The organism is Streptomyces cylindrosporus (assembly GCF_022698165.1).
Classification (GTDB): Bacteria; Actinomycetota; Actinomycetes; order Streptomycetales; family Streptomycetaceae; genus Streptomyces; species Streptomyces cylindrosporus.
In genome coordinates this window covers 182076-194258 of sequence record NZ_JALDAY010000002.1, presented here as the reverse complement: position 1 = coordinate 194258, position 12183 = coordinate 182076, and the positions used below count along the sequence as shown (strand labels likewise).

Sequence of the window (12183 nt, the reverse complement as noted above, 5' to 3'; positions counted from 1 at the left end):
GTCGGTGGCACCTCGGCTTGTTGGGGGTGAGCCCCGCGCTCTTTGCTCACCATATAGTGGATCAATTGTTCCATCTAGTGGACCACTTGGAGTTCCGGTGAAAGCTGCTGTCCTCACGGCACCTGGCCGCATCGAAACCGTCGACGACTGCGCGGAGCCCGTCTGCGGTCCGCGCGATGTGATCGTGCAGATGGAAGGCGTCGGGCTGTGCGGCTCGGACCTCGATGTCTTTCACGGCGAGCGGCTCACACCCACCGTTCCATGGATCGTCGGCCACGAGGGTTTCGGGCGGATTGCCGCGGTCGGCAGCGATGTGCGGGACCGTCAGGTGGGCCGACGTGTGGTCGTTGAACCCAATTACGTCTGCCTGAAGTGCGCCGACTGCCTCAGCGGGCTGACGTCGGCCTGTCCGCACCGTGCCATCGTCGGTCTGAACGTCCCGGGCGTCCTGGCCGAACAGGTAGCCCTCCCCGCGCACTTCGCCCACGAGGTCCCCGACGGTCCGACCGTCGAGGACCTGGCGAGCACGGAGCCCTACACGGTGGCCCGTGCCGCCGTGCGGCGCAGCGGCGTCACCACCGCGGATCACTGCCTGGTCGTCGGTGCCGGGGCCCAGGGGCTGTTGGTGTGTTCGATCCTGTCCCGCCTCGGCATCGAACCGGTCGTCACCGAGCCTCACGCGCAAAGGCTCGCTCGCGCCCAACAGGTGGGGGCGGTCCCTGACGATGGTCGCACCGGGTTCACGTACGTCTTCGAAACCTCCGGCCATGCACCCGCTCTCCACCTTGCCGCGGAGCGAGCCGCGCCGGGCGCCACCGTTGTCCTGATCGGTCTCAATTCCCACACACTGCCGCTCACCACGGACGACGTGGTTCGCCGTCAACTGGTGATTCGCGGGTCGATGATCTACGACCATCCCGGCGACTTCACCAGCGCGATCCACGAGCTGTCCGAGGCTCGGCCCGGCGCGATCATCGAGGCCCGCTTCCCGCTGGAGCAGGCCCAACAGGCCTTCGCCGGCGCGGCCGAACGTGCAGGGAAGACCTGGATCAGTATCGGAAGCCACGAGTAGGCGTCGGTCCACGGCGAGGGTAGGCCCCATCGGCTCTCTCACTTGGAAGCGGGCAGTTGCTGCGCACGCAGACCTCGATGGTGCCGAGATCTTGGAGCATGTCCTCGCCGCAAGCCCGCTCCCGCCGGAGGAGAACCGCTGCGACACCGCTGACCTTGCACGGACCGTCGACCTGAACCAGCCGATGTGGAGAGATGTCGGGGGCTGTCTGAGGACGGGTTCCTGCCAAGGGTCGAGAGACCCGGTCTCGAGGGCTCACTCCCTGCGGACGCGGGCGGCCAGAAGCGCGATGTCGTCCTCGGCGGGTCCTCGGTGAGTTGGGCGAGGACCGAGTCGAGGATCGTGTCCAGGTCGTCCTGTGGGCTGAGGTGGAGCCGGGTCGGACGGTGGAGCGAGGTGTCGATGTCCTCGCAGCGCGCTCGACGAGGCCGTCGGTGTAGAAGATCAGCGTGCCCCCGGCTACATCGGGGTGTGTCACGGTGGTGTACTCGCCGAGCTTGGTGCCAAGCGGTGGGCCGGCCGGGATGTGGATGAACTCGCTCCTGCCCTCAGAGGTAGAGCAGCTCGGAGTCGAGCGCGGCGATCGCGGCGGCACCGCCGACGATGCCCCGCAGGATCCGGTACTCGCGGTCCAGCCGTGACGAGGCCACCGCACCCGCCGCTGCGAGCAGGGCGTCGACATCCGTGGACAGCAGCAGTTCGGGACCCTGTGCTTGTGATCCCACGGCACCTCCTTGTCGTCACCCCTCTTACCGACCGTGACCGGCCGTTCCATGATCGGAGCTCCTCATCAATCTGCACGTCGAACCCGGTCCTGGCAGTCCCGGTCGATGCCCCGGCCTCGCTAGCGGCGTTCGCCTTCGGAGGTGGCTGGACTGTTCGCGTACTGGCCCCCACCGGCTGACCTGCTACGGTGAGACCATATTTTTCAATGGTTGAAAAATTATCTGAGGGTTTGCTGAGAAGTCAACGGAAATGTTGACGATCTGCGTGAAGCGTCATTAGGTTCACAAATGCCAACAAACCGGCGACCGTCAACCGCCTCATGAGGAGAGAGACCGTGAAGCACCGGGCAATCAAGCGAAGGAACGTCGTCATCGGGATCGGCGCGACCGCGGGTGTCGCGGCGATCGGCGGCGTCGCGCTGACGGCGCAGGCGTCGGGGGAGAAGAAGGACTCCGCGGCGTCGTCTTCCGACGCCTTGGTCTTCGACAAGGACGACTACACGGAACTGACGGAGACGCTCGCGGACGCGGCCGGCACCGACTACTCGGTGACCTACCACTTCTACAAGGCCCGCGACTACGTCACCAACCCGAGCGACGACACCCACCAGAGTCTCGTCGTCAGCGTGCCCGTCAAGATCGACGGCAAGACCGTCGACGCATCCAGGGCACCGATCGTTTTGGCCAACGCGGTGGGCGCCTACATGCCGTCGACCGTCGCGACCGCCACGGGTGTCGGCCAGGCCGCGCTGGAGATGGGCTCAATGACTGGCGGCACCGGAACCGGCACCGGTGGGACGTCGTCCGGGATGCCCACCGACGGGGCGCTGCCCAGCGGAATGCCGTCGGGCGGTACGGGCACGGGCGGCACGGGCGCCATCAACGGGATGGTCAACCTCGCGAAGCTCGCGCTGGTTGCGGGTTACGTCGTCGTGGAGCCCGGCACGCGAGGCCGCAGCCTGACCGACTCCTCCGGCGTCTACTACGGCACGGCCCCCGCGGTGATCGTGGACCTGAAGGCCGCGGTGCGCTACATCCGCTTCAACAAGGGCCGGCTGCCCGGTAATGCCGACCGGATCGTCTCCACCGGCACCAGCGCCGGCGGTGCCTCCTCAGCCCTGCTCGGCGCGTCCGGCAACAGCAAGCTCTACGACTCGTACCTGAAGGAGGCCGGCGCCGCCGACGCCCCGGACGCGATCTTCGCGACCGGCGCCTGGTGCCCGATCACCGACCTGGAGCACGCCGACGGCGCCTACGAGTGGAACTGGGGCTCCAACGTCACCCAGTCCACCGGCAAGGTCGTCGACCAGACCGCGTCGAAGGAACTGCAGTCCCAGTTCGCCGAGTACCAGGCGGGTCTGAAGCTGAAGGGCCTTGACGGTTTCGGCAAGCTGACCGCCCGCAACTACGACGACTACCTCCTGCAGAACTTCCTGGAGCCGTCCGCGACCAAGTACCTCGCGGCTCTGTCTGACTCGGAGCGTGAGACCTACCTGGCGAAGAACACCTTCATCACCTGGTCCGGCGGCAAGGCCACCTTCACGTGGGAGGACTACCTCACGCACGTGGGTGCGCGGAAGAAGACCTCCCCGGCCTTCGACGCCTTCGACCTGTCCGCTGGTGAGAACAACGAGTTCGGCGAGGGGACGACCGAGTCGCGTCACTTCACCGCGTACAGCGCCAAGAACGACAGCACCGGGCTGAGTTCAAAGCGGGTCGCGAGCGACATCCCCGAGAAGCTCAAGCTGATGAACCCGATGTACCACCTGCTCGAAGAGCGCAATCCGGACCGGTCGAAGTACTGGTGGATCCGCCTGGGCACCAGCGACACCGACACCTCGCACGTCATCTCCTCCAACCTGGCTGCCACGGCGGACAACCTGGGAGACGACGTCAACTACTCCTTCTACTGGGACAAGGGTCACGCCACCAACGAAGACCCCGGCGACTTCCTCACCTGGGTTGCCAAGGTGACCGGCTACAAGAAGTAGCCCTCACCGAACAACGCTCACCCCCACGAACGCGGCGTCCGTCCTGCTGCCTCCTGCCTGGCGGACACCTGCGAGGCGCGTGTCCGGCCTGACGTCTTCCGCGTACCGGACACCGCCCACTGCCCCGTCCTTCGCCTTTGGGGAGCCGGAGGGCGGGGCCACACCCCCCCCGCCGAAGTTGCTCCAGGATCTGACATGACGACGACCTTGCCCCCGACACGTACCGAACCGTTGAAGCCGGACGGGAGCCCTGTCCGGGTGCTCGTCGTGGACGACGAGCAGTACATCACCGAACTCCTCACCATGGCCCTGCAGTACGAGGGCTGGCTGATCGAGACCGTCGGGGACGGAGCGTCGGCGGTACGTACGGCGCGCGCCTTCCAACCCGACGCCGTCATCATGGACATGATGCTCCCTGACACCGACGGCCTCAGTGTCCTTCGGCGCTTGCGCGAGCAGCAGCCGGACGTCCCCGTCGTGTTCCTCACCGCGAGGGACGCGGTGGAGGACCGGATCGCCGGCCTCACCGCGGGCGGCGACGACTACGTCACCAAGCCGTTCAGCCTGGCGGAGATCGTCATACGGCTGCGCGGTCTGATACGGCGTGCCGGCGCCGCCGACCGACGTGACGACCCCCTCCTCGTCGTCGGCGATCTCACGCTCGACGAACACAGCCAAGAGGTGTGGCGGGGCGGCGAGAGCATTCGCCTGTCGCCCACCGAGTACGAGGTACTGCGCTTCCTCATGCGCAACGCGCGCCGCGTGGTCAGCAAGGAACTGATCCTGGACCGGGTCTGGTCCTACGACTTCGGCGGGAGCTCCAACGTCGTCGAGCTCTACATCTCCTACCTGCGCCGCAAGATCGACGCGGGCCGAGAACCGATGATCCACACCAAGCGCGGCGTCGGCTACCTGCTCAAGCCGGCCACCGCGTAGAGCTCACGACGACCGGTTGCCACATGCCTCACTGCCGCGGCACCTGCGTATGCCGCGAGGGGCGCGATACGGCGAGAAATTGTTGTCGAAATTGTTGACGATAGTTCGGGCTTCGGGCACGCTCACCGCTCGGTGGCGCTGCTGCGGGAGCCGCGCGCCGATATCGAGAGGGGTAACCCATGCGTTGGTCCTTCGTTCGCGGCCGCCCGAGATCCGTTGCCGGCGTGTGCGCGGCGGTGGCGGCGATGCTCGCGGTTCTTGTGGTGCCCACCGCGAGCGCGAGTTCCGCTGGTGATGTCGAGTCGTCGCGTCGCGGCGTCACGGCGGAAGGCCTGGCGGATCTGCCTGCCGTGAAGCCCGTGCGGGACTGCACCGATGTGCCGAACCTCGAACTGAGCGGAGTCACCGACGCACCGGTCACGATCTCCTCGGCGAAGGTAGTGACAACAGGCGCAGCACCTTACTGCGAGGTGCGGGGAACCATCGCCCCGGCGAACACCATTGTGATGCGCCTGCCGATCAATGGCTGGACCCAGCGCTACGTGCAGACCGGCTGTGGCGGTCTGTGCGGCAGCGCCAACATCAACTACGGCCAGGCATCGACCTGTCCGGTCGTCCAGGACGGCACCGTCGCCAGCGCCACCACCGACATGGGGCACCAGGGACAGAACGACGGCTCCTGGGCGCTGAACAACCCGCAGGCACAGATCGACTTCGCCTACCGAGGCGTGCACGTCACCTCTCAGGTTGCCAAGGCGGTCATCACGAAGTTCTACGGCCGGCGCCCTGCCTACTCGTACTTCACCGGCTGCTCCGACGGCGGCCGCGAAGCCCTCATGGAGGCGCAGCGCTACCCGGACGACTTCGACGGCATCGCCGCCGGCGCGCCCGCGAACAACATGGTCGTCCAGAACACCGTCCACCACGCCTGGAACGTTCTGACGAACAAGGACAAGGACAGCAGCTACATCCTCCTCGCCGACAAACTGCCCCTGATCCACCAGGCCGTGCTGGACAAGTGCGACGCGCTCGACGGGGTCACGGACGGCATCCTCGACGACCCGCGCAACTGCGACTTCGACCCGAAGACGCTCGTGTGTACGACTGGTCAGGATGCGTCGACTTGCCTGACGACCGCTCAGGCCGCAGTGGTCCAGCGACTGCACGACGGCGCCACTGACGCCAAGGGGCGCAAGCTGGAACTCGCGATCTCCCATGAATGGGGCTCCGAGCTGGAGTGGACGCTGTTCGTACCGACGGCGCAGGGCCAGACGGTGGCGAGCGAGAACTTCGTGACGTCCTTCACCCGCTACCTCGCGTACACGAACGCTGCGAACCCCGGATTCCAGCTCTCCGACCTCGACTTCACCGTCGAGTCGTTCTGGAAGACGGTCCAGTCCTCCAGCTACCTCGCCGCCATGGACCCCGACCTCGGCGCGTACGCGAAGAGCGGCGGCAAGCTGCTCCTCTGGCACGGCTGGAACGACCAACACATCTCGCCGCAGGGGACCTTGGCCTACTACGACGCCCTGCGCAAGACGATGGGGACGAAGACGGCCGACCGCTTCGCCAAGCTCTACATGTTCCCGGGTGTCGCGCACTGCGGCGGCGGCAACGGACCGAACGCTTTCGACGTCCTCACCCCGGTGATGGCCTGGGCGGAGACAGCGACCAAGCCCGGCAAGATCGTCGCGTCCAACATCACCAACGGCACGGTGACTCGTACCCGCCCGGTGTACCCGTACCCGAAGGTCGCCCGCTACGACGGCACGGGCAGCGTCGACGACGCCGCGAACTTCGAGCCCTACACCCCGTCGACCCGTCCTGGCGCCGATGCCTACAACTGGCTCGGCAAGCGGCTGTACTCCCACGGTTACCAGACCTGGTGCAAGGTCGTGAACGGCAAGTTGGTGTGCCGGCCGACGCGTACCTGGCTGACCGAACGCGACGGTACCGCATAGGCGCTGGAAGGCCGGCACCCTACTGGTGTGCCGGCCTTCTCCGTCGCAGGGTCAACTTTTGGGGACCGTGTCGAGGGGGTCCGATTCTGGGACAGGTGCCACAGGTGCGGTGGCCCCGCGGATCAACTGCGTTGAGGAACTGCGGCTGCCGTGGCCCTGCCACCGGTCGCGAGACGCATGAGGTCCGTGTCGAAATCGATCTCGCCCGGTTCGACGGCTCGACCGCTCCGCTGCGCAGAGCTGCCGAACTGGTGTTGATAGCGAGACCAGGTTCCGTCCACGACGGACCGGGAGACGCCGCTCTCGATCAGTGCAGCCAGTTCGGTGGCGGCTCGGGCGATGCGATCCCCCAACGCCCCGTCGCCCCAGTCCTCCGGGGCTGCGAAGAGCGCGGTCGGCGTCACCAACGCCCGCATGTAGGCGAAGAGCGGGCGCATCTGCTCGTCGGGCACCAGGGCGTGCCGAGCACTGCCGGCGGTCGCGGTGACGGCAACGGGCTTGGCGATCAGCAGATCGTTGTCCAGGAGGTCGACGAAGGACTTGAACAGGCCGCTGACACCGGCCTTGTACACGGGAGTCGCGGTGATCACGGCGTCGGCGGCGGCGAGGTGCTCGATCGCGGGACGCAGCCCCTCGCCCACGAAGCCGGCCACGGTCGCCCGGCCGATCTCGTCCACCAGGGTGCGCAGTTCGATCGTGGTGATGCGGGACTCGATTCCGTGGGCGTGGAGCAGGTCGTGTGTCTTCTGTGCCAGCCGGTCCGCCAGCAGCCTGGACGAGGACGGATCGCTCACGCCCGCACTTACCACGACGATGGTGCGGGGCTCTTCGATATCGGTGGTCATGGGGTCTCGTGATCCTTTTCAGTATCTGTTGTCGAGTTTCTGGCCTCGGACGCGGCATCGGCGGCGGTGCGCAGCTTGGTGCACAGTTCGTCGAGCTGCCGCAGGCTGTCGGCGTCGAGTGCGCGGGTCATGGCCTGGACGATCTGCCTGGCGTGTCGCCGGCCGACGGCGCGCTGCAGTTCGTGGCCTGCCTCGGTGAGGGCGATCCGGTGGGCACGAGCGTCGTCGGGATCGGTGCGGCGCTCTATCAGCCCGCGATCGTTGAGACGGGCGATCATCCGGGAGACGCCCGACTGGGTGAGCAGGACCAGGCGGTTGAGCTCCGTCGAACGGAGTCCTTCGGGGGCGGTGGACAGGGTGTACAGGACGTCGTACTCGTACGGTGAGAGTTCGTCCCAGATGTTCCCGGCGGCGAACTCCCGTGCCAGCGCCACCTGCGCGCGGAAGAGGCTCTCCCATGCCCCGATGGCCTGCCCCGGGGCGCTGGCTCCGTGTCCCGCGCCGGTGCCTGGCCCCGCGCCGGTGGTGGTCACAGGGAGGGGTGGACGGCGACCTTGTCCGGGTCGCTGTCCTGGTAGGGCGAGGTGCCGGCGGTGTTGTCGCCGCGGTTGGCGTTGGGGCGCGGCTGACGGGCAGGTCGGTCACCGTACTTGGCACGCACCAGGTCGGCATGGGTCGGCGCCGCCTCGGGCACACCGGGTGCGCGGCGTGCGGCCAATTCCTTGCGCAGCACCGGGACGACCTCCTCGGCCAGCAGGTCGATCTGCTTGAGCACTGCGGACTGCGGCAGCCCGCCGTTGTCGACCACCCACAGCTGCCGCTGGTAGTCGCCGAAGATCTCGTGGAAGCCGAGGGTCTTGTCGATGATCTCCTGCGGGCTTCCCACGCTCGACGGCGTCGCGTTCACCCAGTCCTCCAGCGGGATCCGGATGCCGTGCGCGTTGTTGTCGAAGTACGGGCGGTACTCGGCGTAGGCGTCCTGTGAGCGCTTGGCGATGTACGCTTGCCCGCCCAGACCGACGATGGCGTCCTGGGCCCGCCCGTGGCCGTAGTGCTCGTAGCGCTTTCGGTAGAGGTCGACCAGCGGCTTGAAGTGGCCGTTGGGCGCCAGGATGTTGTTGGCGAAGAAGCCGTTGCCGTAGTAGGCAGCCTGCTCGGCTATCTCGGGGGTGCGGATGGAGCCGTGCCACACGAACGGCGGGACGTCGTCCAGTGGGCGCGGGGTGGAGGTGAAGCCCTGCAGCGGGGTGCGGAACTCGCCGTCCCAGTCCACCACGTCCTCCCGCCACAGCCGGTGCAGCAGGTTGTAGTTCTCCAAGGCCAGGTGGACTCCCTTGCGGATGTCCTTGCCGAACCACGGGTAGACCGGGCCGGTGTTGCCACGCCCGAGCATCAGGTCGAGCCGCCCCTTGGCCAGGTGCTGCAGCATCGCGTAATCCTCGGCGATCTTCACCGGGTCGTTGGTGGTGATCAGCGTCGTCGACGTCGACAACGTGATGCCTCTGGTCGTCGCGGCGATCGCGGCCAGCAGAGTCGTGGGCGAGGAGTCGAAGAACGGTGGGTTGTGATGCTCGCCGATCGCGAACACGTCCAATCCCGCCTCGTCGGCGTGGCGAGCCATCTCGACGACATCGTCGATCCGCTCGGCCTCGCTCGGCGTGTATCCGGTGACCGGATCGCGGGTCACATCACTGACGGAGAAGATCCCGAACTGCATGCTTGCTGCCTTATCTGTCTTTCTCACCTACGAGGGCGGTTCGACCGTTCCAACATGCATGACTATTCATGTATTCCCGGTGGTCGCGCGATGCCCGACGGGCCCGCGGCGGCTCCCCGTGCGAGGCGAGCAGACTCATGGCAAGGTGGGAGCGCGGTGACCGTGTGGGGGTGTTTTGTCACTTTGTGTCGATGAGGAGTCCTCCCGCATGGCGGAGCAGCGCAACATGATCCTGGCCGTCACGGGTGCCGGTGGCACCCGTATGGCTCACCACGTCCTGGCCGCGCTGGAGGCCGACGAGGGTGTCGGCCATGTCGACCTTCTGGTGTCGTCGTGCGGACGCAAACTGGTCGCCCACGAGTTCGGCGGTGCCGAGGACCGCGACATGGTCCAGGCCGTTCTCGGCAGGGAGTCCGGGAAGGTGACGGCTTGGGACGCGGACGACTGGGCCGCGCCCCACACCTCCGGGAGCCACGCCGTCTGGGGCATGCTCGTCGTGCCGTGCTCGCTGGGCACCATGTCCCGCGTCGCCCAGGGACACTCGGACTCGCTGATCGAGCGGGCCGCGGACGTGTGTCTCAAGCAGCGCCGCCCGCTGGTGCTGTGCGTACGGGACACCCCGTTCAACCTGATCCATCTGCGGAACATGACCCAGGTGACGGAGGCGGGTGCGGTCGTGTACCCGATGATCCCGAGCTTCTACACGCTGCCCGAGACGGTGGAGCAGATGTACGAGCAGTTCACGGCACGGCTGATGGACTTCGTCGGGCTTGGTCAGCAGGCGGGGGCGGGCGTATGACGACGCGCCTGATCGTCGGGATGACGGGAGCCAGTGGCGCCCCGCTGGGGGTACGGCTGCTGGAGGTGCTGCGCGAGATCGGCGGGGTGGAGACCCACTTGGTGCTGTCCCGGTGGGCACGGACCACGATCGAGCTGGAGACTCCATACAGCGCCCGTGAGGTGTCCAAGCTGGCGGATGTGGTGTACGGAGCCGGTGATCAGGCGGCTGCGATCTCCTCCGGCTCGTATCCCACGGACGGCATGGTGGTCGTGCCGTGCAGCATGAAGACGATCGCAGGTATCCGTACCGGGTACGCGGACGGACTGATCGCGCGGGCCGCGGACGTCACCCTCAAGGAACGGCGCCGCCTGGTCCTGGTGCCGCGGGAGACTCCGCTGAGCGAGATCCATCTGGAGAACCTGCTCGCTCTGTCCCGTATGGGAGCCCAGGTGGTGCCGCCGGTGCCCGCCTTCTACCACAGGCCCACCTCCCTGGAGGAAGTCGTCGATCACACCGTGGCCCGTGTGCTGGACCAGTTCGGGCTCGAATCCCCCCATGCCCGGCGCTGGACGGGCCTGTCCCGCACCTCCGACAGTGAAGGAGCCGAGTAGCCATGGCCGTCCACGATCTGCGCTCGGCCCTGGAGGTGCTGGCCAAGCACCCCGGGCAACTGCACACCACCAACCATCCGATCGATCCCATGGGCGAACTGGCCGGTGTCTACAAACGGGTCGGCGCCGGCGCCACTGTCCAGCGGCCCACCAAGCTGGGCCCCGCGATGATGTTCGAGAACGTCAAGGGATACCCGGGCGCCCGCATCCTGGTCGGTCTGTTGGCCAGCCGCCAACGCGTCGGGATGCTCCTGGACTGTCCCCCGCGGGAGCTGACCCAGAAGTTCGCCCAGGCCGTCCGCAATCCGCTGGAGCCCGTGTTCGTCGACGCCTCTCAGGCACCTTGTCAGGAGGTGGTGCACAAGGCCGACGACGCCGGCTTCGACATCCGCACCCTCCTGCCCGCGCCGACGAACACCGACATGGATGCGGGGCCGTACTTCTGCGAGGCGATGGTCCTCGGTTCCGACCCCGACAACGGTCACACGGACGTGACGATTCACCGGCTCTGCGTGCAGAGCGAGGACGAGATCTCCATCTTCTTCGCGCCCGGCCGCCACATCGACGCCTTCCGTAAGAAGGCCGAGGCCAAGGGCGAGGCCCTCCCCGTGTCCATCAACATCGGCGTCGACCCGGCCGCCTACATGGGTACGTCGTTCGAGGCGCCCACCACTCCTCTGGGTTTCGATGAACTGACCATCGGCGGCGCCCTGCGCGGCGAGGGCGTCCACCTCGTCGAATGCCTGACGATCAATCAGAAGGCCCTGGCCCGCGCGGAGATCGTCATCGAGGGGGAGATCCTTCCGAACGTACGCGTCGCCGAGGACCAGAACACCAACACCGGGCACGCCATGCCCGAGTTTCCCGGATACGACGGCCCCGCGAACCCCTCGCTGCCGGTGATCAAGGTCAAGGCGGTCACGACGCGCACCAACCCGATCGTGCAGACTCTCGTCGGGCCGGGCGAGGAGCACGTTTCGCTGGCCGGCATTCCGACCGAGGCCGCGGTGTTCAAGATCTGTGAAGACGAGTTCCCCGGCTTCGTACGGCAGACCTATGCGCATTCCTCCGGCGGCGGCAAGTTCCTGCAGATCATCCAGGTCGAGAAGACCAGCGAGTTCGACGACGGGCGGGCCCGGCAGGCGGGTGTGCTCGCACTCGGCGTGTACTCCGAACTCAAGCATGTGGTCCTGGTCGACGAGGACGTGGACCCGTTCGACAGCGAGGACGTGCTGTGGGCGATGACCACCCGCTTCCAGGCCGACAGGGACCTGGTGATCCTGCCCGGCATCGCCGGGCACGTCCTGGACCCCTCGCAGACCCCGCAGTACAACCCCGCCCTGCCGGACAAGGGCGTCACCGCCAAGATGGTCTACGACGCGACCCGTCCGTACCACCTTAAGGACATGTTCACCCGTGCCCAGTTCCGGGACGTCGACCCCACCCCTTGGTACCCCGGCTACCAGGAGTGATCCGGAGAGAGCCATGTGCTTGGCATCGCCATGCCGGCCACCTGTTTCGGGATCTGCTCGGCAGGCTCAGGG

At 67.1% G+C, this 12183-nt stretch carries 12 protein-coding genes; 7 read left to right on the top strand and 5 right to left on the bottom strand.

Going from position 1 to position 12183, the window contains the following annotated elements; translation table 11 throughout:
* Nucleotides 1-178: 178 nt before the first annotated feature.
* Nucleotides 179-1072: a zinc-dependent alcohol dehydrogenase gene (locus tag MQP27_RS05960; protein WP_242761943.1), complete on the top strand. Its 894-nt coding sequence runs from the start codon at nt 179-181 to the stop codon at nt 1070-1072.
* Here MQP27_RS05960 and MQP27_RS51595 read toward each other — a convergent pair.
* Entirely contained in the window at nt 1050-1667 is a 618-nt protein-coding gene (locus MQP27_RS51595; RefSeq protein WP_372511136.1) for a SpoIIE family protein phosphatase, read from the bottom strand. The two genes, MQP27_RS05960 and MQP27_RS51595, sit on opposite strands and share 23 nt — an antisense overlap.
* Nucleotides 1621-1797 (bottom strand): hypothetical protein, encoded by a 177-nt coding sequence (locus MQP27_RS05955; protein WP_242761941.1) that lies wholly within the window; start codon nt 1795-1797, stop codon nt 1621-1623. Before MQP27_RS05955 ends, MQP27_RS51595 begins: the two co-directional genes overlap by 47 nt.
* Before the next feature lie 335 nt (nt 1798-2132).
* Between MQP27_RS05955 and MQP27_RS05950 the strand changes: the two genes are divergently transcribed.
* The 3 genes from MQP27_RS05950 to MQP27_RS05940 all read left to right on the top strand — a co-directional run bounded on the left by MQP27_RS05950 (nt 2133) and on the right by MQP27_RS05940 (nt 6685).
* Nucleotides 2133-3788: a subtype B tannase gene (locus MQP27_RS05950; protein WP_242761939.1), complete on the top strand. Its 1656-nt coding sequence runs from the start codon at nt 2133-2135 to the stop codon at nt 3786-3788.
* Between the two features lie 195 nt (nt 3789-3983).
* The gene (locus tag MQP27_RS05945) at nt 3984-4724 is read left to right on the top strand and encodes a response regulator transcription factor (protein ID WP_242761937.1); all 741 of its coding nucleotides are present in this window, start codon (nt 3984-3986) and stop codon (nt 4722-4724) included.
* Nucleotides 4725-4903: 179 nt separating this feature from the next.
* The gene (locus MQP27_RS05940) at nt 4904-6685 is read left to right on the top strand and encodes a tannase/feruloyl esterase family alpha/beta hydrolase (RefSeq protein ID WP_372511135.1); all 1782 of its coding nucleotides are present in this window, start codon (nt 4904-4906) and stop codon (nt 6683-6685) included.
* A 122-nt stretch (nt 6686-6807) separates the two neighbouring features.
* Here the strand turns inward: MQP27_RS05940 and MQP27_RS05935 are convergent, their stop codons facing one another.
* Genes MQP27_RS05935 through MQP27_RS05925 form a run of 3 tightly spaced genes read right to left on the bottom strand, consistent with a single transcriptional unit; the run spans nt 6808 to nt 9247 of the window.
* Nucleotides 6808-7530 carry a CE1759 family FMN reductase gene (locus MQP27_RS05935; RefSeq protein WP_242761933.1) on the bottom strand — a complete coding sequence of 241 codons (723 nt, stop codon included), beginning with the start codon at nt 7528-7530 and terminating at the stop codon, nt 6808-6810.
* Nucleotides 7527-8063 (bottom strand): MarR family winged helix-turn-helix transcriptional regulator, encoded by a 537-nt coding sequence (locus MQP27_RS05930; RefSeq protein ID WP_242761931.1) that lies wholly within the window; start codon nt 8061-8063, stop codon nt 7527-7529. Before MQP27_RS05930 ends, MQP27_RS05935 begins: the two co-directional genes overlap by 4 nt.
* Nucleotides 8060-9247: a CE1758 family FMN-dependent luciferase-like monooxygenase gene (locus MQP27_RS05925; protein WP_242761929.1), complete on the bottom strand. Its 1188-nt coding sequence runs from the start codon at nt 9245-9247 to the stop codon at nt 8060-8062. Before MQP27_RS05925 ends, MQP27_RS05930 begins: the two co-directional genes overlap by 4 nt.
* A gap of 208 nt (nt 9248-9455) precedes the next feature.
* Between MQP27_RS05925 and MQP27_RS05920 the strand changes: the two genes are divergently transcribed.
* The 3 genes from MQP27_RS05920 to MQP27_RS05910 are packed head-to-tail and all read left to right on the top strand — an operon-like array spanning nt 9456 to nt 12111.
* A complete protein-coding gene (locus MQP27_RS05920; RefSeq protein ID WP_242761927.1) occupies nt 9456-10046 on the top strand; it encodes a UbiX family flavin prenyltransferase in 591 nt (196 codons plus the stop codon).
* Entirely contained in the window at nt 10043-10639 is a 597-nt protein-coding gene (locus tag MQP27_RS05915; protein ID WP_242761926.1) for a non-oxidative hydroxyarylic acid decarboxylases subunit B, read from the top strand. Before MQP27_RS05920 ends, MQP27_RS05915 begins: the two co-directional genes overlap by 4 nt.
* 2 nt (nt 10640-10641) lie before the next feature.
* Nucleotides 10642-12111: a UbiD family decarboxylase gene (locus MQP27_RS05910; RefSeq protein WP_242761925.1), complete on the top strand. Its 1470-nt coding sequence runs from the start codon at nt 10642-10644 to the stop codon at nt 12109-12111.
* Nucleotides 12112-12183 lie beyond the last annotated feature (72 nt).